Here is a 19,621-nt window from a genome sequence, read left to right on the forward strand (position 1 = left end):
CGACACCGCAGGTTCGGTCGGAATGGGTTTCGGGGAGGGACCGTGACGGCGAGGAAGGCACGCGCGTCTCGTTATGCAGCGGGGGTGACCGGTGGCTGAGCAACCAGACGGAAGCGACACCACTAGCACCATCGGCTGGCTAGCCTCCGGGGTAGCCGCGGGCGTCGGCACGGCCACAACGGGCGGTGGCGCGGCCGGCGGCCCCGGCTTCGAGTACAGCCTTGACCAGCTCCGCACCCTCAAGGCCAAGTGGGAAGACCTGGCGGAAGCGTTCCGGGCGGATCAGGATCACGCCATCAACATCGCGGAGGCCGAAGGTCCGGGTGCGGAGTTCGCCAGCGAGGAGAACGCGACAATGGTCCGGAACACCGGGATGGCCCTGCTGGGCACCCTGAAGGAACGAGAGGACTACTGCTGGGCTCAGGCCGAGAAGTTCGAAGCCGCTATGGGCCAGTACGCCGCCAACGAGGACGACACCGCGGCCGAGATCAACAAGAAGGGTGGCTCGTTCCTCTGATGCGTCGCGCGACATCACTGCTCGTCACCTTGACCCTAGGAGCCATACTGGCCAGCTGCTCGGACCAGGGGGCGGGCACTCCGACCATCGCACCGACCGCTACCAGTCAGGTGTCATCCGGCACATCGGCGACGACCGGCGCACCCGCCAACGGAGCACCCAAGGTCGAGGTCCCGCTGGACATCTCCCGCTTCCAGCAAGCGCCGTGCGAGGTGCTCACGTCCGAGCAGGTCACCATGATCTTCAACGCAGAGGTGAGCCCGACATCCGACGTCAACGGCCCGTCGGGCCCCGCTTGCAGCTGGAGCGCGGGTCTCCCTACCCGTGCGAGCGTTTCCGTGATTTTCCCGAAGGTCTACGAGGGACTTGGCGCGATCTACGGCAACAAGAACAACTCCGCCTACTTCCAACCACTCGACCCGATCCAAGGATATCCGGTGGTTGCTTCCAACAAGCTGGTTGACGACCGAAACGCCGGTGCATGCAGGCTCAACGTAGGCACCAGCGATACCACGACGGCCAACGTCAACATCCAGCTGTCCGAGGACAAAGTCGGGAAGAAGGACCCGTGCCAGGCGGCGCATGATATCGCCACGATGGTGATCAGCACGATCAAGGGGGCGCAGTGATGGCGGGCAAGCTCTCGGCCGCCGAGATCTACCGGCAGATCAACGGCGGGCCTGGTCCGGAGGCGCTGTCCGTCGCGCAGCAGTCCGCCGCGGAGTTGAAGGTTCGGCTGCAAGACCGTAGGGACCAGGTGGCCGACCTGGGATTGGAAGTGCAGGAAGGCTGGAAGGGCGAGGCCGGTTCCGCCGCGGCGAACGCCGCCGCGCCGTTGGCCGATGCCAGTCAGCAGGATTCCGCTCGTGTCGGTGTCGCCGACAACGCGGTGGCCAACCAGATCGAGTCGTTCCGGCGGGCGCAGAACAGCGTGGTGCCGGTTTCGGACAAGCCACCGGAGATGACCGCGACCGGGTTGTTCGACTCGATGTCGATCGGGGACATGGGCAGGTACGCCGCCGAGGTCGGGCAGTGGCAGGCCGAGAGTGAGGCCAACGTGCAGGCGTTCACCGCCTACCATCAGGCCAGCACCAGCAACGGGCAGACGATGCCCTCCGCGTTCGCACCGCTGACCGACGCGGGCGCGCCGATCTCGATGGCCGACGGCAGCGGCGGCGCCAAGGACGCCGGCGGGCCGGGTGGTTCCAAGGTCACTCCGCCGCCAGTGGTCGGTGGCTCGGTCGGCGCGTCCGGCGGCCGACCGGGGGTCGAAAGCGGTGGTGGCGGGGGCTACCGGCCACCACCCGGACCCGAGGGAACGGGCGGCACGGGCGATCGGTCCGGTTCGACGCCCGGCCCGCAGCGCGTACCGGCCGCCCAGTACACCGGCCCCGGCACTGATAGCACCACGACGTCCTCCTGGAACCCTTCCTCAACGTCCGAGACCACCCCACGGCAGGGCGGCCAGCAGTTCGGGCCGGGTGGCAGACCGTTCGGTGGAACGAGCACCGGTACCGGACCGGGCGGCGGTGGGTCCGGTTTCGGGCCGATCGGCACTGGTTCGGGCGGCGGCAGCGGCTTCGGGCCCGGTACCGGCGGGCATCGCGGCGGCGGGGGCGTCGGCTCCGGCCCGGGTGGCGCCGGTCGGACCGGCGGTGGGCCCGGGGCGGGGCGGTTCTCCGGCGCCCTACCCGGTGAAGGCGGCGCGGCTCGGGGCGGCACCGGCGTACCGGGCTCGACGGGAACGACCGGGCGAGCGGGAGCCGCCGGGATGCCGATGGGCGCGGGGGCCGGACGTGGCCAGGGTGGCGAGGACAAGGAACGTCAGCGGCCCGACTACCTGAAGGACCCCGATCCGGACGACACGTTCGGCGGCTTCGATGGCAAGACCACACCCCCGGTCATCGGGGAGACCAGGAAAGACCACAACTAGCGGCAGGCGCGGGGAGGGGAGGCACCGTGGCCGTGCGCCACCTGCTGGAACTGTCGCTGGACACCGTGCTCACCGCGATGGCCCGTGCGGGCTGCGGCCGGCCGCACGTGGTCTTCGCGGGCGGCGCGCACTACATCTCGCCGGAGGCCAAGGGTGAGGTCGAGGCGGAGGCGCTGGATGAACTCGACGCTCTCGGCGTCATCCGGGGCACGGAGCTGACCGAGGACTTCGCGGACACCTTGCACCTGCTGGACCGGCCGGACACCGAGTACTACGCCTTCCTCCGCACCGGCGATGTGCAGTACACGGCGCTGGTCGCTGCCCGGGGCCGCGCGGCGGTCGTCGCGGCGCACCGGGACGGCAGGGTCTGGCTCGCCCCGGCCGAGGACAACGACCTGACCACCACGCTGGCCGCGCAACTTCCGGAGTTCCCGCCGGCGGATTTCACCCCGTTCTCGGTCCGCCAGGAGGAGTTCACCCGCCTGGAGCACGCGGACGCCTACGAGCGCAGCCGCGACGCGAGCACGATGGCGGCGCTACTGGAGCCACCGCACTACGGGCTCGGTTACCTGCATGTCGCCAGGCACGCGGGCGGTAAGCGCGAGGAGGCGGAGAGCACGCTGTCCTATCTGGATGCCGAGGCAGGCCGGATCGGCATCGAGCTCAGCGGGCCGCCCGGCAATCGGTACCTCAACCTGTTTCCCGGCGACGCGGGCCGTCTGGCGGGCAAGGTCGCTTCGGTTCGTGCCCGCCTGTACTGATCAGGCCCGGCGCAAGGCGGACAGCAGGGCCGCCGAAGCCCGGCTGGTCAGGAGCAGCGTCCCGGCCTCAGGGGCCTTCGAGTCCCGGATCGCCGTCCGGTCGGCGGTGACGGCCAGCTCGACACAGTTGGACTCAGTACCGCTGTAGCTGGACTTGCGCCACGTCACGCCGATGAGGTCCCGCACGGCAGTCCGTCCTTCCACCCAGGTCAGTCGTAGCTTTCTGCTATCGACTCAACCATACGTACCGACTGCATAGGATCCAAGGCGACCGCGTTCAGGCTTGCCGTCGCTTCGACATAGGGATCGACATCGGCCTTCTGATGCAGGAACAAGCCCGAGCGACGGTGCTCCAGATGTACCACAGGTCGCGCGTCGTAAAACTCCAACAGCACATAGGCTCCATTGACACCCGAATGGCCACCCACGTCGAAGGGAATCACGCGAAGTTCGACCGTGGCCCGTTCCGCCATCGTCACCAGGTGCCGCAGTTGGTCCGCCATCACCCGCGAGCCGCCGATCCGCCGCCGGAGCGCGGCCTCGTCCACGAAGGCCACCAGGCTTGGCGGCTTGCGGCGGTCCAATACTTTCTGCCGCTCCGCCCGCAGATCTACCCGTGCCTGAATATCCGCGGGTGCGACACCACCTGAATGCATCAACGACCGCACGTAGGACGGAGTTTGCAAGAGGCCCGGAACCAGAATCGAGGCGGCATCCACGATCCGGGTGGCGTCGGATTCGTACTGCGCCAGGGTTTTCGCCTGGTGGGGCACGTCGGCGTAGCGAGTTTCCAGCCAGTTGGGACGGTCCACGTCGCGGGCCATCTCGAGTAGGCCATCCCGCCGAGCCCCGGTGACCTGGTAGACCGCGAGCAGCGCGGACACCTCTTCTACCGAGGCGTTGCGCAGGCCGGTCTCGATCCGGCTCAGCGTGGACTGCGACCAGTCCAGTTTTTCTACCACCTCGATCATGGCGAGCTTGCATTCCTTGCGCGCGGCACGTAACCCCTCTGCAAGACCGCGTGCCTGCGGCTTGGGCTTCTGTTTCGGCATTGGATCACCCCATTCCGTGACAGATCTTGCCAGGAGATAGGCTCAAGTTGATAGTCTATTCTGCAAGACTTCACTCAATCCAGGGAACTAGCCATGCGATACGGATACTTTGCTTTTGATCACCGGAAGACGTCGGTGAACGATGTGGACTTCGCGCAGATCGGGTTCGTCGAGGTCAACCACGCGCTCGGCGGGCATCAGCGGTTCGCCGAGGGACTGCGGCCGTGGGCCATCGACCTGCTGCGCACCGGGCGGCACGAGGCCGGGCTGTTCACCTTCCTGTACGCCGCGACCGACGCGCGGGGTACTCCCGGCGAGAGCATCGCCGAGCTGGAGATCGCCTGGAACGGCGCCGGGGAGATCCCGGCAACGGGGCAGGACGCGTTGCCGGCGAGGTAGTCCTGCCCCGTCGAGGGATCAGAACACGAAGCCGCCGGAGCCTGCCCAGTCCAGGGCGAAGCTGGGTACCACGCCGAGCAGCAGGGTGACGACCACGCCGAGGGTGATGGCCGCGGTGGTGAACGCGCCGGGCACGCTGACCGTCGGGCCGTCCGGGGCGGGTTCGGAGAAGAACATCAGCACCACCACCCGCAGGTAGAAGAACGCGGCAATGGCGCTGGCCACCAGGGCGATGACCACCAGCGGGGCCATCCCGTCCGAGAGCGCCGCCTCGAACACCACGAACTTCCCGACGAACCCACTGGTCAGCGGGATGCCAGCGAGTGCGAGCAACAGGAAGGTGAACGTCCAGGCCAGCAGCGGTGACCGCTTGGCCAGCCCGGCCCATGCGGAAAGGTGCGTGGCCTCCCCGCCGGCGTCGCGCACCAGGCTGATCACCCCGAAGGTGGCGATCGTGGTGAAGCCGTACGCCAGCAGGTAGAACATCGTGCCGGACAGGCCTTCCTCGGTCAGCGCGATCGAGCCGACCAGCAGGAATCCGGCGTGTGCGATGGAGGAGTAGGCGACCATCCGCTTCACGTCGGTCTGGGTGAGCCCGAGGATGGCGCCGATCAGCATCGAGACGATCGCCACGCCCCACAGCACGCCGCGCCACTCCCAGCTGGTCGACTCGAAGCCGACGGTGAGCACGCGCAGGATGCCGCCGAACGCGGCGACCTTGGTGCAGGCCGCCATGAACGCGGTGACCGGAGTCGGGGCGCCCTGGTAGACGTCCGGGGTCCAGGTGTGGAACGGCCCCACCGAGCCCTTGAACAGCAGGCCGACCACGAGCAACCCGAACCCGGCGAACAGCAGGGTGTCCGAACGGTCCGTACCCGCCGTGGCGTTGGCGATATCGGCCAGCTGCACCGAGCCCGCGTAGCCGTACAGCAGCGCGAGCCCGTACAGGAAGAAGGCACTGGCGAACGCGCCGAGCAGGAAGTACTTGACCGCCGCTTCCTGGGAGATCAGCCTGCGCCGCCGGGCAAGCCCGCACATCAGGTACAGCGGGAGGCTGAGCACCTCCAGCGCGATGAACATGGTGAGCAGGTTGTTGGCGGCGCAGAAGGTCATCATCCCGGCGAGCGCGAACAGCGTCAGCGGGAACACCTCGGTCTGCATGCCGGTGGAACCGGCCTGCGCCCGGTCCTGCACGGTGCCGGGCCGGATCCCGGCCTGCGCGACGAACGCGCCGCCCGGCTCCACCGAACGGTCCGCGATCAGCAGCACCGCGCCCAGCGCGAGGGCGAGCAGGGTTCCCCAGAGGAACAGCGCGGGCCCGTCCACCGACACCATGCCGTTGAACGTGGCCACCCCGCGATCGGGCGCGTCGCTCACGTAGGCGCCCAGCGCCACCCCCGCGGCCGCCAGCGTCAGCAGGCTGAGCACGACCTGGCCGGACCAGCGCTGGTGCCGCGGCAGGAAGGTCTCGAACAGCACGCTGATGCAGGCGGCGCCGAGGACGATCAGCACCGGCAGGATCGCGGCATAGTCGATCGAGGGGGCCTCCAGCGGCCCGTCCCCCTGCTGCTGGGCAAGAAGAACGTCGAGCATGTATCAGTTGCCTTCCTGCGAGGTCGTCGACGGCGCGACCGCCTCGAGCGTCGCCTCGACCGACGGGGAGATCGTGTCCAGTACCGGCTTCGGGTACAGACCGAGGCCGATGATCAGCACCACCATCGGCGCCAGCACCCCGATCTCCCGCACGGACAGATCCTTGATCGTCTTCCTGGCAGCGGCCTCCGGAGCCGCGGCGGTTCCGGGTCCGCCGCCAACGCCGATGAGCGCGTCCCCGCGGACGGGGCCGGTCATCAGCCGCTGGTAGAGCCACAGCACGTAGGCCGCGGCGAGCACCATGCCGATGGTGGCCAGGATCGCGTAGGGCGTGCGGGTCTCGAAGGAGCCCAGCAGCACAAGGAACTCGCTGATGAACGAGTTCGTGCCGGGCAGGGACAGGGTGGACAGCCCTGCGACGAGCAGCATCCCGCCGAGGATCGGGGTCACCTTGGCCATGCCGCCGTAGTCGGAGATCCGGGTGGACCCGCCGCGCAGGGCGATCATCCCGATCACCACGATCAGCATGCCGGTGGCGAGGCTGTGGTTGAGCATGTAGGACACCGCGCCGACCTGCGCCTGCTGGGTGAAGGCGAAGATGCCCAGCGCGATGAAGCCGAAGTGCGAGATGGACACGTACGCGATCAGCCGTTTCATGTCCTGCTGCCCAGCGGCGAGGATCGCGCCGTAGAGAATCCCGATCACGGCCAGCACCAGCACCAGCGGGGCCAGTTCCCGGCTGGCGTCGGGGAACATCGGCAGGTTGTAGCGCAGCAGGCCGAAGGTGCCGACCTTGTCCAGCACGCCGACCAGCAGCACGGCCACGCCGATCGGCGCCTGCCCCGCGGCGTCCGGCAGCCAGGTGTGGAACGGCACCAGCGGGGCCTTGATCGCGAACGCGATGAAGAAGCCGAGGAACAACCAGATCTGGGTGGAAAGCGGCGCGTCCCGCACCACCTCGACCAGGGTGGCCCAGTCGAAGCTGCCCGCACCGATCCGGTCGTCGGCCAGCGAGTACGCCCCGATCGCCGAGGCCAGCATCAGCAGGCCGCCGAGGAAGGAGTACAGGAAGAACTTGACCGCCGCGTACTGCCGCCTCGGCCCACCGTAGTAGCCGATCAGGAAGTACATCGGGATCAGCATGATCTCGAACAGGACGTAGAACAGGAAGACGTCGGTGGCGGCGAATACCGCGATGGTCAGCGCTTCCTGCACCAGGATCAGCGAGAGGAAACCCCCGACGCCGCGACCCTCCGGCAGCTTGTCGGTGGAGCTGAGCGCGCCGATCACGATCGGCACCAGCAGCGCGATGACCGCGATCATCACCAGCGCGATGCCGTCCATCCCGAACGAGACGTGCACCCCGAAGGCCGGGATCCAGTCGAAGGAGGAAGCCTGCTGGATCCGCTCGCCGCTCGGGTCGTAACCGATCCACAGTGGAACGATCAGCAGCAGTTCTACGATCGAGACGCCGAGCGCCACGAGCGTGGCCAGCCGATCGTTGCCGCGCAGCGCGCCGAGCGCGATCGCGCCGAGCAGCGGCAGCAGGATGAGTACGAGCAAGAGAGTCATACGAACCTCACCAGCAGCAGGGCGGCGACGAGCAGGAAGGAGCCGCCCAGCATGGACAGCGCGTAGGAGCGGACGAACCCGGTCTGCATCCGGCGCAGCCTGCCGGAACCGCCGCCGAGCAACGCGGCCAGCCCGTTCACCGCGCCGTCCACCCCGCGGTTGTCCAGGTAGACCGAGGCGCGGGAGAGCCACAGGCCGGGCCGGGCGACCAGATTCTCGTTCAGCGCGTTGCCGTACAGGTCGTTACGTGCGGCCCGGACCACGGCCGGGACGTTCTCCGAACGCTCCACCGCGGTGTCCCGCCTGCCGAACAGCAGCCAGGCCAGCAGCACGCCCAGCGCGGACAGCCCCACGGTGAGGATCGGGATCACCGAATGCGGCAGCACGCCGTGCTCGGACTCCTGCAGCGCGCCGAGGGAGGGGGTCAGCCATTCCACCAACGCGTCGCCCTGGGTGAACAGGAACCCGGCCGCGACCGAGCCGAAGGCGAGCACGATCATCGGGCCGGTCATCACCGGGGGCGACTCGTGCGGGTGGAAATCCCTGCCGTCGCTGGATTTGATCGTCCGCCAGCGCTCCTTGCCGAAGAAGGTCATCAGCACCAGGCGGGTCATGTAGAAGCCGGTGATCCCGGCACCGAGCAGCGCCGCGCCACCGAAGATCCAGCCGCGCCAGCCCTCCTGGCCGAACGCGGCCTCGATGATCGCGTCCTTGGAGTAGAACCCGGAAAGGAAAGGGAACCCGATGATCGCGAGGTAGCCGAGGCCGAAGGTGGCGAAAGTGATCGGCATCCGCTTGTACAGCCCGCCGAACTTGCGCATGTTCACCTCGTCGTTCATGCCGTGCATGACCGAACCGGCCCCGAGGAACAGACCCGCCTTGAAGAAGCCGTGGGTGAGCAGGTGGGTGATGCCCAGTGCGTAGCCGAACGGCCCGAGACCCACGGCGAGCATCATGTAGCCGATCTGGCTCACCGTGGAGTACGCCAGCACCTTCTTGATGTCGTCGTAGGCACACCCGATCACGCAGCCGATCAGCAACGTCAGCGCGCCGACGATGGTGACCACCAGCTGCCCGGTCGGGGTGAGATTGAAGATCGGACCGGATCGGGCGATCAGGTACACGCCCGCGGTGACCATGGTCGCGGCGTGGATCAGCGCGGAGACCGGGGTCGGGCCCTCCATCGCGTCCGGGAGCCAGGCCTGCAGCGGGAACTGGCCGGACTTACCGCAGGCGCCGAGCAACAGCAGCAGGGCGATCGCGGTGACGACCCCGGTGGACACCTGGTCGACACCCGCGAACACCTCGGCGTAGTTCGTGCTGCCGATGTGCTTCCACATCAGGAAGATCGCGATCGCCAGGCCGACATCGCCGACCCGGTTCATCAGGAAGGCCTTCTTCGCCGCGGTGGCCGCCGAGGGCCGGTCGGTGTACCAACCGATCAGCAGGTACGACGCGAGCCCCACGCCCTCCCAGCCGAGGTAGAGCGTCACGAAGCTGTTGCCGAGCACCAGGATCAGCATCGCGGCGACGAACAGGTTCAGGTAGCCGAAGAAGCGACGCCGGTCGTCGTCCTCCGCCATGTAGCCGATCGAGTAGATGTGGATCAGCGAACCCACACCGGTGATCAGCAGCACGAAGGTCACCGCGAGCGGGTCGACCCGTAGCCCGAAGTCGATCTGCAGCGCCTCGACCGGAATCCAGGAGTACAGCGCGACATCCCGGGCGCCGTCGAAGGAGCTGGAGAAGAACATCGCCAGGCCGTAGGCGAAGGACGCGAGGACGGTGGCGCAACCGAGCAGGTGCCCCCAGCCGTTGGTGCGTTTACCACCGACCAGCAGGATGAGCGCACCGAGCGCCGGGAAGGCGACCAGCAGCCACGATGATGTGATCAAGGCCTAAACCCCTAGTACTTCAGCAGGTTGGTGTCGTCGATCGAGGCCGATCGCCGGGTACGGAAGATCGCCATGATGATGGCAAGCCCGACGACCACCTCGGCCGCGGCGACCACCATCACGAAGAACGCCATCACCTGCCCGTCGATGGAACCGTTGATCCGCGCGAAGGTGACCAGCGACAGGTTCACCGCGTTCAGCATCAGCTCGATGCACATGAACACCACGATGGCGTTGCGGCGCACCAGCACGCCGACCGCGCCGATCGCGAACAGCAGCGCGGACAGCAGCAGGTAGTAGGTCGGGGTCACTTGCTCTCCCCCTCGTCGGTGTCCTCGGCGGGTTTACCCCCGACCAGCGAGCGCGCGCCCGGTTCCGGTTCCTCGCCCGCGACCCGCCTGCGCCCCGGTTCCAGGTGCTCGGCGGCGGTGGACTCGATCAGCCGGGACAGCGACTCCGGGGCCACCGAACCGTCCGGCAGCAGTGCCGGGGTGGCCACGGTATGCGAGGTGGCGAACACCCCGGGACCGGGCTTGGGCGAGCGCCGCTCGTACTCGCCGCGGAAGCGGGCCTCGACCAGCTCGCGCTGGGACCGCTTGCCGCCCTTGGTGTGCCGGTCGGTGAACGACAGCACCATCGCACCCATCCCGGAGACGATCAGCAGCGCGGCGGTCAGCTCGAACGGGAACAGGTAGTCGGTGAAGATCAACCTGCCCAGCCCGCCGGCACCGCCGCCCTCCGGGCTGCCGGGGTCCGGCGGCACGGCAGGGGTGACATCGGCCAGCGAGCGGGTCAGCGCGGCGGCGAACAGCACCGCCATCCCGATGCCGAGCACGGAGGCGGCCAGCCGCTGGCCGCGTAGCACCTCGACCACCGAGTCGGAGCTGTCCCTGCCGGCGAGCATCAGCACGAACAGGAACAGCATCATCACCGCGCCGGTGTACACGATGATCTGGGTGAACCCGAGGAACTGCGCCTGCTGCACCATGTAGATCACGCCCAGCGACAGCATGGTGAGCGCCAGCCACAGCACCGAGTGGACGGCGTTGCGGGCGAAGATCATGGCCAGCGCGCCGGCCAGCGCGACCGGGCCGAGCACCCAGAAGGCGACCGCCTCGCCGGTGGACACGGCGGCCTCCATCGGCGCCTGCGCGAGAAACGGCGCGATCATTGCATCGCCTTCTCTTCGGAGGTCTCCACGGTCTCGCCGGAGGGGACCCCGCGCCCGCGGGCGAGATCGGGACCGTTGACGTAGTAGTCCTGCTCGTTCTCACCCAGCCGCATCGGGTGCGGCGGCTGCTCCATCCCGGGCAGCAGCGGCGCCAGCAGGTCCTCCTTGGTGTAGATCAACCGCTGCCGGTCGTCATCGGCGATCTCGTAGAAATTGATCATCGTGAGCGACCGGGTCGGGCAGGCTTCCACGCACAGACCACAGCCGATGCAGCGCAGGTAGTTGATCTGGTAGTCCATGCCGTAGCGCTCCCCGGGGGAGTAGCGCTCCTCCTCGGTGTTGTCCCCGCCCTCGACGAAGATCGCGTCCGCGGGGCAGGCCCAGGCACACAGCTCGCAGCCGACGCACTTCTCCAGCCCGTCCGGGTGCCGGTTGAGCTGGTGCCTGCCGTGGTACCGGGGCGCGGCGGGCGCACCGATCTCCGGGTACTCCTCGGTTGCCACCTTCTTGAACATCGTGGCGAAAGTGACGCCAAAGCCCTTGACGGGGTCAAACAGTCCCATGGTCAGGACCCTCCTTTTCGGAATCGCCTCCGGCGGTGGTGTCGTCTCCGACCTCCTGCCGGGGGCCCGCCCCCACCGCGGCCGTCTCCCTCCTGGCCGCCCTTTCCTTGGCCTTGAGCGCCTTCCGGCGCGGCGTGGTGTCCGGGACCTTCAGGTCCAGCGGTGGCAGCGGGTAGTCGCTTCCGGTGACCGGCACGGAGTCGTCGTCCGGCAGCCGCTTCTCCGGCAGCAACAGGGTGAGCAGCACCAGAACCACGATCGTGATGCCGCCGATGATCAGGATCTGGCCGGTGGTGACCTCGGCGTCGGTGCGGATCGCGCGGATACCGGCGATCAGCACGAACCAGATCAGGCCGCCGGGGATGAGCACCTTCCAGCCCAACTTCATGAACTGGTCGTAGCGGAACCTCGGCAGCGTGCCACGCAGCCAGATGAAGCCGAACAGCAGCAGGAACACCTTGGCGAAGAACCACAGCAGCGGCCAGAAGCCGGTGTTCAGCACCCCGTCGCCGATCGTGGACAGCGGCCAGGGCGCGCGCCAGCCACCGAGGAACAGCGTGGTGCAGAACGCCGAGACGATCACCATGTTGACGTACTCGGCGAGGAAGAACATGGCGAACTTCATCGAGCTGTACTCGGTGTGGAACCCGCCGACCAGCTCGGACTCGGCCTCCGGCAGGTCGAACGGCGCCCGGTTGGTCTCGCCGACCATGGAGACCAGGAAGATCAGGAAGCTGGCCGGCAGCAGGTAGAAGTACCAGCCGCCCTGCTGCGCGTCCACGATCTCGCTCAGCGACAGCGACTGCGCGTACAGCGCGACCCCGAGGATGGCCAGTCCCATCGCGATCTCGTAGGAGATCACCTGCGCGGTGGACCGCAGCCCGCCGAGCAGCGGGTACGGCGAACCGGACGACCAGCCGGCCAGCACGATCCCGTACACCCCGATCGCCGAGGTGGCCAGGATCAGCAGCACGCTCACCGGCAGCTCGACCAGTTGCAGCACGGTCTGCTCACCGAAGATGGACACCTGCGGGCCGAACGGGATCGCACCGAGCCCGATCAGCGCGGGCACCGCGGACATGACCGGCGCGAGGAAGTAGACCTTGCGGTCGGCGCTGTCCGGGATGACCTGTTCCTTGAACGGCAGCTTGATCGCGTCCGCGACGGACTGGAAGTAGCCGCCGGGCCCGACCCGGTTCGGGCCGGGCCGGTTCTGCATCCGGCCCATGGCCTTGCGCTCCCAGACGATCAGGAAGACCGTCATCACCGGGCCGATCAGCAGGATCACCACGGCCTTGAGCAGGATCAGCCACCACGGGTCGTCGGCGAGCAGCTCGGCGCGGCTCGCCGCGTCCTGCGCCTGCGCGAGGAAAAGCGGGTCGCTCACTCTGCACCTCCGGCCGCGATCGACACCTCGGCGCCGTGCCCGGCGCCCAGTGCCACGCGGACTCTCGAACCGTCCGAGTTGGACGGAAGCCAGACCACCCCGTCCGGCAGGTCGGCGACCTCGACCGGCAGCGTGATCGAGCCCCGCTCGGTGGACACCGTCACCCGCTTGCCGACCGAACGGGCGGTGTTCGCGGACAGCCTGGCCACCACCGGGCGCGCGGTACCCGCCAGATGCGGCTCATCCACCTGTAGCGAGCCGTGGTCCAGCAGCTGCCGCCAGGTCGCCAGCATCGCCTTGCCGGCACCCGGCGCGGCCTGCGGCAGGCCGGGCACGTCCGGGGCCGCGCTGTCCCGCGGGCGGGCGGGCAGCCGGGCGAGGTCGCTCGCGGCGGCCTCGGCACTCTGGGTGAACAGGTCCACGTCCATCTCGACCGCGAGGGTGTCCAGCACCCGGCAGTCCGGTAGCGCGCCGGTGCCCTCCAGGGTCACGTCGAACTCCCTGCGACGCCCCTCCCAGTTGAGGTAGCTGCCGGGCTTCTCGGCCGCGGGCGCGATCGGCAGCACCACGTCGGCACGTTCGGTGACCGCGCTGCGCATCAGCTCGAGGCTGACCACGAAGGCGCCACCGGCCAGTGCCTCGCGGGCCAGGTCGGGATCGGGCAGGTCGTCCGGGTCCACCCCGCCGATCAGCAGCCCGGACAGCTCCCCCGCCGCGGCCGCGGAGAGGATGCCGGTGGTGTCCCTGCCCGGCTGCGCGGGCAGCGAGCCGGCCGCCACGCCCCAAGCCCGCTCGACCTCGGCGCGGGCCTGCTCGTCGATCACCGAGCGGCCACCGGGCAGCAGGGTCGGCAGTGCGCCGGTGTCCAGCCCACCCCGCTCGCCGGCGCGGCGCGGGATCCAGGCCAGCCTCGCGCCGGTGCGGGCGGACAACCGGTGCAGCGCGCTGAACAGCCCCGGCACCTCGGCCGCGCGCTCACCGACCAGCACCACCGCGCCCTCGGTGGCAAGCTGCTGGTCCAGGTCCTTGGCGTGGTGCGGGATGCCCTCGACCGCGGCCGCCTCGCCACCGGGGTGGCAGGCGAGCAGCTCGCCGAAGGTCTTGCGCACGGCGGGGGTGCTCCACTGCCCGAGGTGGACGACCTTGGTGCCCTGGTCCCGCGCGGCCTTGCGCAGCCGCAGGAAGACGACCGGCGCCTCCTCCTCCGGCTCGAAGGCCACGCACAGCACCACCGGGGCGGACTCCAGTGCGCCGAAGCTGACGTGTTCCGGGGTGTTACCGACCACGTGCGCGGCGAGGAAGTCCAGCTCCTCGGGGGAGTGTGCCCGCGCCCGGAAGTCGATGTCGTTGGTGCGCATGGCCAGCCGGGCGAACTTGGTGTAGGCGTAGGCGTCCTCGACGGTGAGCCTGCCGCCGGGCAGCACGCCGACCCCACCGGCGTCCCGAGCGGCGGCCAGGCCGTCGGCCGCCACCCGCAGCGCCTCGGTCCAGGACGTCTCCTCCAGCTCACCGGTCCGCGCGTCGCGCACCAGCGGGCGGCGCAGCCGGTCGGTCGCGCTGGTGTAGCGGAAGGCGAACCGGCCCTTGTCGCAGATCCACTCCTCGTTGACCTCGGGGTCGTCCCCGGCCAGCTTGCGCATCAGCTTGCCGCGCCGGAAGTCGGTGCGCTCGGCGCAGCCGGAGGAGCAGTGCTCGCACACGCTGGGCGAGGACACCAGGTCGAACGGGCGGGAGCGGAACCGGTACTGCGCGCTGGTGAGCGCGCCGACCGGGCAGATCTGGATGGTGTTGCCGGAGAAGTAGCTGTGGAACGGGTGCCCGCTGCTGGTGTGCGCGGCCTGGTCCAGCACGTCGGCGGTCTCGGCGGTGCCGATCTGCTGGTTCGCCCCGCGCTCCAGCAGGTCGATGAACGGATCGCCGGCGATCTGCTCGGAGAACCGGGTGCAGCGCTGGCACAGCACGCAGCGCTCCCGGTCCAGCAGCACCTGGCTGGAGATCGGCAACGGCTTCGGAAAGGTGCGCTTGGTGTCCACGAACCGGGAGTCGGCGCGGCCGTGCGCCATCGCCTGGTTCTGCAGCGGGCACTCCCCGCCCTTGTCGCAGATCGGGCAGTCCAGCGGGTGGTTGATCAGCAGCAGCTCCATCACACCCTGCTGCGCCTTGTCCGCCACCGCCGAGGTGAGCTGGGTCTTGACCACCATGCCGTCGGCCACGGTCATCGTGCAGGAGGCCTGCGGCTTCGGCATCGGCCTGCCGTTCATCTCGACCTCGACCAGGCACTGCCGGCAGGCGCCTGCCGGGTCGAGCAGCGGGTGGTCGCAGAACCGCGGGATGACCGTGCCGAGCCGTTCCGCGGTACGGATGAGCAGCTCGCCCTTGGGCGCGATGACCTCTTCGCCGTCGATGGTCAGCTTGACGTACCCCTCGGGAACCGGGGTCTCGTCGGTCTTGGCTTCGGGCGCGATCGTCATGATGCTGCTCCCACCAGTTCATGCTTGGCCTTGTTGCTCTCGCACAGGGCGAGGAACTCGTCCCGGAAGTACTTGATGCCGCTGGTGATCGGGCTGACCGCGCCGTCGCCGAGCGCGCAGAACGAACGGCCGAGCACGTTGTCGCAGACATCGAGCAGGGTGTCGATGTCCTCCTCCGTACCCTTGCCCTCGACCATCCGCTCCAGCACCTGCGCCATCCAGAAGGTGCCCTCCCGGCAGGGCGTGCACTTGCCGCAGGACTCGTGCTCGTAGAACTGGGTCCACTTCATCACCGCCCAGGGCACCGAGACCGTCTCGTTGAAGATCATCAGCGCGGTGGTGCCCAGCATCGAGCCCGCCTCGGCGGCGCCCTCGAAGTCCAGCGGCACGTCCAGATGCTCCGCGGTGAACAGCGGGGTTGAGGACCCGCCGGGGGTCCAGAACTTCAGTGGGACGCCGTCCTTCATCCCGCCCGCGAGCTCGAGCAGCTCGCGCAGGGTGGTGCCGAGCGGGGCCTCGTACTGGCCGGGCTTCTCCACGTGCCCGGAGATGGAGTAGATCTTCGGGCCGGGCGACTTCTCGGTGCCCATCTCGCGGAACCAGTCGGCGCCGCCGTTCACGATGTACGGCACGCTGGCGATGGTCTCCACGTTGTTCACCGTGGTCGGCGCCCCGTACAGGCCGGAGGCCGCGGGGAACGGCGGCTTCAGCCGCGGCTGCCCGCGCCTGCCCTCCAGCGAGTCCAGCAGTGCGGTCTCCTCGCCGCAGATGTAGGCGCCCGCCCCGGCGTGCACGGTGATGTCCAGGTCGTACCCGCTGCCGAGGATGTCCTTGCCGAGGTAGCCGGCCTCGTAGGCCTCGCGGACGGCGTTGTTCAGCCTGCGGATGCAGTGGATGACCTCGCCGCGTACGTAGATGAAGCAGTGGTGCGAACGCATCGCGTAGGCGGCGATCACGCAGCCCTCGATCAGCGAGTGCGGGTCCGCCATCATCAGCGGAATGTCCTTGCAGGTCCCCGGCTCGCCCTCGTCGGCGTTGATCACCAGGTAGTGCGGCTTCTGCTCGTCCTTGGGCATGAAGCCCCACTTCACCCCGGCCGGGAAGCCCGCGCCGCCGCGCCCGCGCAGCCCGGCGTCCTTGATCAGCTGCACCAGCTGCTCCGGGGTGCCCTTGAGTGCCTTGCGGATGGCGGTGTAGCCCTCCAGCCGCTCGTAGGTGTCCAGCCGCCAGGAGTGCGGGGACAGCCAGCGCTTGGTGAGCACCGGCGTCAACGGGTCGGCCATCAGCGCCCCTCCTTCTGTTCCAGGGCGGGCAATGCCACCTCATCCGCCATCGCGGGTGCGGTCCAGCCGCGTTCTTCGGCCAGCTGCGCCCCGCGCAGGGTCTCCTCCGCGGCGGACGGACCGTCCACATCGGCCCGGAAGGTCTGCTCCTCCTCCGGGAAGAACCCGGCGAGCTGGAGCTCCGTGCTCTTGAAGTCGGTCAGCGGGGCACCGCGGCTGGGTGCGGGCTTCTCCCCGCGCCGCAGCGCGTCCACCAGCTCGACCGCGCCCTGCTCGGTCTGCCTGTCGTAGAACTCGTAGTTGACCTGCACGACCGGGGCCAGGTCGCAGGCCGCGAGGCACTCGGCGTGCTCGATGGTCAGCGAGCCGGGCTGCCCCGGTTCGCCGACGGTCTCCTCGTGGCCGAGGGGCTTGCCGTCCTCGCCGAGATGCTCGGTGAGCCTGCGGTAGATCGCGTCCCCGCCCATGGCGGCGCACAGGGTGTTGGTGCACACGCTGACCAGGTGCTGGCCGCAGGGCTTGCGCTTGTACATGGTGTAGAAGGTGACCACCGCGCTGACCTCGGCCTCGGAGAGGTCGAGCTGCCGGGCGCAGAAGGCGACACCCTCCTGACTGACGTAGCCCTGCACGGACTGCACCAGGTGCAGCATCGGCAGCAGCGCCGACCGGCTCTGCGGGTAACGGGAGATCAGGTCCTTCGCCTTGGCCACGACGTCCTCGCCGAACACCTCGGTGTCCAGTGCGGACTCGGCGAGCTCGAACTCCTCCTTGCCGGTGGAGATGCCGAGCACGTCGACATCGTCACCGGCCGCGGCGTGCGTCCGCTCGCTGTACTGCGGCCCCGGTTCGGGCACGGATGTCGGCGAGTTCATCGGTCCACTCCCCCCATCACGGGGTCGATCGAGGCCACCGCGGCGATCATGTCGGCGACCAGGCCGCCTTCCGACATGGCGGGCATCGACTGCAGGTTGACGAAGCTGGGTTCCCGGACGTGCACCCGCATCGGCCGGGTGCCCCCGTCGGACACCATGTGGTACCCGAGCTCGCCGCGCGGCGACTCGACCGGCACGTACACCTGGCCCGGCGGAACCCGGAAGCCCTCGGTCACCAGCTTGAAGTGGTGGATCAGCGACTCCATCGACTGGCCCATGATCTTGCGGACGTGCTCCAGCGAGTTGCCCATGCCGTCGCTGGAGATGGACAGCTGGGCAGGCCAGGCGATCTTCTTGTCCTCCACCATCACCGGGCCCGGCTCCAGCTTCTTCAGCACCTGCCGGATGATCCGCAGGGACTGGTGCATCTCCTCGACCCGGATCAGGTACCGGGCCCAGCAGTCGGCCTCGTTCGAGGTGGGGATGTCGAAATCGAACTCGTCGTAGCAGGAGTACGGCTCGATCTTGCGCAGGTCCCAGGCCAGCCCGGCGGAGCGCAGCACCGGCCCGGTGATGCCGAGCGAGAGGCAGGCGTCCACCGGGAGGTAGCCGACGCCCTTCAGCCGGTTGCGCCAGATCGGCTGCCCGGTGAACAGCTTGTCGTACTGCGGCAGCCGCTTGTCCATCACCTTGCAGAACTCGGTGACCTTCTCGTGGAAGTCCGGCGGCATGTCCTGGGCAAGCCCGCCGGGCCGGATGAAGGCGTGGTTCATCCGCAGCCCGGTCAGGTGCTCCAGCAGGTGCAGCACTTCCTCCCGCTCGCGGAACCCGTAGGTCATCGCCGTGGAGGCACCGAGCTCCATCCCGCCGGTGGCGATGTAGACGAAATGCGAACCCAGCCGGTTCAGCTCGAGCAGCAGCACGCGCAGCAGCTGGGCGCGCCGCGGCACCTCGACCTCGAGCAGCTTCTCCACCGCGAGGCAGTAGGCCATCTCGTTGGCCAGCGGGGCGAGGTAGTCCATCCGCGTGACGAAGGTGACGCCCTGGGTCCAGGTGCGGTACTCGCAGTTCTTCTCGATCCCGGTGTGCAGGTAGCCGATCACCGAGCGGAGGTTGGTGATCGTCTCCCCCTCCAGCTCCAGCACCAGGCGGAGCACGCCGTGGGTGGAGGGGTGCTGCGGCCCCATGTTGATGACCATGCGCTCGTCATGCTCGGGGTCCAGGTCGGAGAGGAAATCCTCCCAGTCGCCACCGCTGACGGTGTAGACCCGACCTTCGGTGGTCTCCCTGGAGTCCGCGTAGGGCCTGCTGTCGGCACCCTCGGCCGTCGTGTCGGTGCCGGTGCTGTGCTCGGCAATGCGATCGCTACTGGTCACGAGTACGACCTCCGCTGATCGGGTGGCGGGATCTCAGCGCCCTTGTACTCGACCGGAATCCCACCGAGCGGGTAGTCCTTGCGCTGCGGGTGGCCGTCCCAGTCGTCCGGCATCAGGATGCGGGTCAGCGCGGGATGCCCCTCGTAGACGATCCCGAACATGTCGTAGGCCTCCCGCTCCTGCCAGTCGGCGGTGGCGTAAACCTCCACGACGGAAGGGAGATGCGGGTCCTCGACATCCAGGGTGACCTCGAGCCGGATCCGGCGGCGGAACGTCATGGACATCAGGTGGTACACCGAGTGCAGCCGCTGCGGCACCTCCGGCCCGTAGTCCACACCGGACACCGAGTTGCACATCTCGAACCGCAGGCCGGGGTCGTCACGCAGGGTGCGGCAGACCTCGACCAGGTGTTCCCTTGCGACGTAGAAGGTGATCTCGCCGCGGTCCACGGTGACCTGCTGAATGGCCTCGGCCACCGGGATTCCGTTGTCTCCCAGCGCGGCGAAGAACTCGTCGGCGAACTCGTCGAACCAGCCGCCGTAGGGCCGCTCGGCGGGCGATGGGGTGTAGGCGGGCAGCCGCAGGCCGCCGTAACCCGAGGTGTCCCCGGTGCCGGATACACCGAACATGCCCTGGCGCGGCCTGCCGGCGACCACGGGCTCGGCAGGCTCCGCGGGACGCGGGCCCGCCGGTTCGAGGCCGCCCTCTTCGCGCTCGGCGCTGGACTGGCGGTCGCCGGGCCGCGGTGTGGTGGGTTCGTCGTCAGTCACGGGCGC

Annotated in this window: 19 protein-coding genes; 5 read left to right on the forward strand and 14 right to left on the reverse strand. The window is 68.9% G+C overall.

Features of this window, described 5'->3' with window-relative positions; all coding sequences use genetic code 11:
• Nucleotides 1-91 precede the first annotated feature (91 nt).
• From FB471_RS15145 to FB471_RS15160, 4 genes are read left to right on the forward strand one after another with little or no spacing between them, the layout of a single operon-like run.
• A complete protein-coding gene (locus FB471_RS15145; protein WP_141998909.1) occupies nt 92-517 on the forward strand; it encodes a hypothetical protein in 426 nt (141 codons plus the stop codon).
• Nucleotides 517-1,146, forward strand: a complete 630-nt coding sequence (locus FB471_RS15150; RefSeq protein ID WP_141998916.1) for a DUF3558 domain-containing protein — start codon at nt 517-519, stop codon at nt 1,144-1,146. The genes FB471_RS15145 and FB471_RS15150 overlap by 1 nt, the downstream gene beginning before the upstream one ends.
• Nucleotides 1,146-2,450: a PPE domain-containing protein gene (locus FB471_RS35485; protein ID WP_141998918.1), complete on the forward strand. Its 1,305-nt coding sequence runs from the start codon at nt 1,146-1,148 to the stop codon at nt 2,448-2,450. Before FB471_RS15150 ends, FB471_RS35485 begins: the two co-directional genes overlap by 1 nt.
• Before the next feature lie 26 nt (nt 2,451-2,476).
• Nucleotides 2,477-3,211, forward strand: a complete 735-nt coding sequence (locus FB471_RS15160) for an ESX secretion-associated protein EspG (RefSeq protein ID WP_141998920.1) — start codon at nt 2,477-2,479, stop codon at nt 3,209-3,211.
• On the opposite strand, the gene FB471_RS15165 is transcribed toward FB471_RS15160, so the two are convergent.
• On the reverse strand, nt 3,212-3,397 hold the full coding sequence (locus FB471_RS15165; RefSeq protein WP_141998922.1) for a DUF397 domain-containing protein: 186 nt from the start codon (nt 3,395-3,397) through the stop codon (nt 3,212-3,214).
• A gap of 23 nt (nt 3,398-3,420) precedes the next feature.
• The gene (locus FB471_RS15170; RefSeq protein ID WP_141998924.1) at nt 3,421-4,263 is read right to left on the reverse strand and encodes a helix-turn-helix domain-containing protein; all 843 of its coding nucleotides are present in this window, start codon (nt 4,261-4,263) and stop codon (nt 3,421-3,423) included.
• A gap of 135 nt (nt 4,264-4,398) precedes the next feature.
• Here FB471_RS15170 and FB471_RS15175 point away from each other — a divergent pair, with 135 nt between their 5' ends.
• A complete protein-coding gene (locus tag FB471_RS15175; protein WP_141998926.1) occupies nt 4,399-4,662 on the forward strand; it encodes a hypothetical protein in 264 nt (87 codons plus the stop codon).
• An 18-nt stretch (nt 4,663-4,680) separates the two neighbouring features.
• Here the strand turns inward: FB471_RS15175 and nuoN are convergent, their stop codons facing one another.
• Genes nuoN through FB471_RS15235 form a run of 12 tightly spaced genes read right to left on the reverse strand, consistent with a single transcriptional unit; the run spans nt 4,681 to nt 19,615 of the window.
• Complete coding sequence (gene nuoN, locus FB471_RS15180; RefSeq protein ID WP_141998928.1) at nt 4,681-6,255, reverse strand: NADH-quinone oxidoreductase subunit NuoN; 1,575 nt, start codon at nt 6,253-6,255, stop codon at nt 4,681-4,683.
• Nucleotides 6,256-6,258: 3 nt separating this feature from the next.
• Entirely contained in the window at nt 6,259-7,827 is a 1,569-nt protein-coding gene (locus tag FB471_RS15185) for an NADH-quinone oxidoreductase subunit M (protein ID WP_141998930.1), read from the reverse strand.
• Complete coding sequence (nuoL, locus tag FB471_RS15190) at nt 7,824-9,722, reverse strand: NADH-quinone oxidoreductase subunit L (protein WP_141998932.1); 1,899 nt, start codon at nt 9,720-9,722, stop codon at nt 7,824-7,826. The genes FB471_RS15185 and nuoL overlap by 4 nt, the downstream gene beginning before the upstream one ends.
• Nucleotides 9,723-9,733: 11 nt before the next feature.
• Nucleotides 9,734-10,033: an NADH-quinone oxidoreductase subunit NuoK gene (gene nuoK / locus FB471_RS15195; protein ID WP_141998935.1), complete on the reverse strand. Its 300-nt coding sequence runs from the start codon at nt 10,031-10,033 to the stop codon at nt 9,734-9,736.
• Entirely contained in the window at nt 10,030-10,893 is an 864-nt protein-coding gene (locus FB471_RS15200; protein ID WP_141998937.1) for an NADH-quinone oxidoreductase subunit J, read from the reverse strand. The genes nuoK and FB471_RS15200 overlap by 4 nt, the downstream gene beginning before the upstream one ends.
• On the reverse strand, nt 10,890-11,456 hold the full coding sequence (nuoI, locus tag FB471_RS15205) for an NADH-quinone oxidoreductase subunit NuoI (RefSeq protein ID WP_141998940.1): 567 nt from the start codon (nt 11,454-11,456) through the stop codon (nt 10,890-10,892). The genes FB471_RS15200 and nuoI overlap by 4 nt, the downstream gene beginning before the upstream one ends.
• Nucleotides 11,443-12,843 carry an NADH-quinone oxidoreductase subunit NuoH gene (nuoH, locus tag FB471_RS15210; protein WP_141998943.1) on the reverse strand — a complete coding sequence of 467 codons (1,401 nt, stop codon included), beginning with the start codon at nt 12,841-12,843 and terminating at the stop codon, nt 11,443-11,445. The genes nuoI and nuoH overlap by 14 nt, the downstream gene beginning before the upstream one ends.
• On the reverse strand, nt 12,840-15,314 hold the full coding sequence (locus tag FB471_RS15215) for an NADH-quinone oxidoreductase subunit G (RefSeq protein WP_141998945.1): 2,475 nt from the start codon (nt 15,312-15,314) through the stop codon (nt 12,840-12,842). Before FB471_RS15215 ends, nuoH begins: the two co-directional genes overlap by 4 nt.
• Complete coding sequence (nuoF, locus tag FB471_RS15220) at nt 15,311-16,597, reverse strand: NADH-quinone oxidoreductase subunit NuoF (RefSeq protein WP_141998947.1); 1,287 nt, start codon at nt 16,595-16,597, stop codon at nt 15,311-15,313. Before nuoF ends, FB471_RS15215 begins: the two co-directional genes overlap by 4 nt.
• Entirely contained in the window at nt 16,597-17,469 is an 873-nt protein-coding gene (gene nuoE, locus FB471_RS15225; protein ID WP_141998949.1) for an NADH-quinone oxidoreductase subunit NuoE, read from the reverse strand. Before nuoE ends, nuoF begins: the two co-directional genes overlap by 1 nt.
• Nucleotides 17,466-18,845 (reverse strand): NADH-quinone oxidoreductase subunit D, encoded by a 1,380-nt coding sequence (locus FB471_RS15230; RefSeq protein ID WP_141998951.1) that lies wholly within the window; start codon nt 18,843-18,845, stop codon nt 17,466-17,468. Before FB471_RS15230 ends, nuoE begins: the two co-directional genes overlap by 4 nt.
• Nucleotides 18,842-19,615, reverse strand: coding sequence for an NADH-quinone oxidoreductase subunit C (locus tag FB471_RS15235; protein ID WP_141998953.1), 774 nt, complete (start codon nt 19,613-19,615; stop codon nt 18,842-18,844). Before FB471_RS15235 ends, FB471_RS15230 begins: the two co-directional genes overlap by 4 nt.
• Nucleotides 19,616-19,621: the final 6 nt, after the last annotated feature.

It is taken from the genome of Amycolatopsis cihanbeyliensis (assembly GCF_006715045.1).
GTDB classification, from domain to species: domain Bacteria; phylum Actinomycetota; class Actinomycetes; order Mycobacteriales; family Pseudonocardiaceae; genus Amycolatopsis; species Amycolatopsis cihanbeyliensis.

Coding starts and splice junctions, on each gene's coding strand:
- FB471_RS15150 (WP_141998916.1), top strand. CDS start 517: ATGCGTCGCGCGACATCACTGCTCGTCACCTTGACCCTAGGAGCCATA.
- FB471_RS35485 (WP_141998918.1), top strand. CDS start 1,146: ATGGCGGGCAAGCTCTCGGCCGCCGAGATCTACCGGCAGATCAACGGC.
- FB471_RS15170 (WP_141998924.1), bottom strand. CDS start 4,263: ATGCCGAAACAGAAGCCCAAGCCGCAGGCACGCGGTCTTGCAGAGGGG.
- nuoN (WP_141998928.1), bottom strand. CDS start 6,255: ATGCTCGACGTTCTTCTTGCCCAGCAGCAGGGGGACGGGCCGCTGGAG.
- FB471_RS15185 (WP_141998930.1), bottom strand. CDS start 7,827: ATGACTCTCTTGCTCGTACTCATCCTGCTGCCGCTGCTCGGCGCGATC.
- FB471_RS15200 (WP_141998937.1), bottom strand. CDS start 10,893: ATGATCGCGCCGTTTCTCGCGCAGGCGCCGATGGAGGCCGCCGTGTCC.
- nuoI (WP_141998940.1), bottom strand. CDS start 11,456: ATGGGACTGTTTGACCCCGTCAAGGGCTTTGGCGTCACTTTCGCCACG.
- FB471_RS15215 (WP_141998945.1), bottom strand. CDS start 15,314: ATGACGATCGCGCCCGAAGCCAAGACCGACGAGACCCCGGTTCCCGAG.
- nuoF (WP_141998947.1), bottom strand. CDS start 16,597: ATGGCCGACCCGTTGACGCCGGTGCTCACCAAGCGCTGGCTGTCCCCG.
- nuoE (WP_141998949.1), bottom strand. CDS start 17,469: ATGAACTCGCCGACATCCGTGCCCGAACCGGGGCCGCAGTACAGCGAG.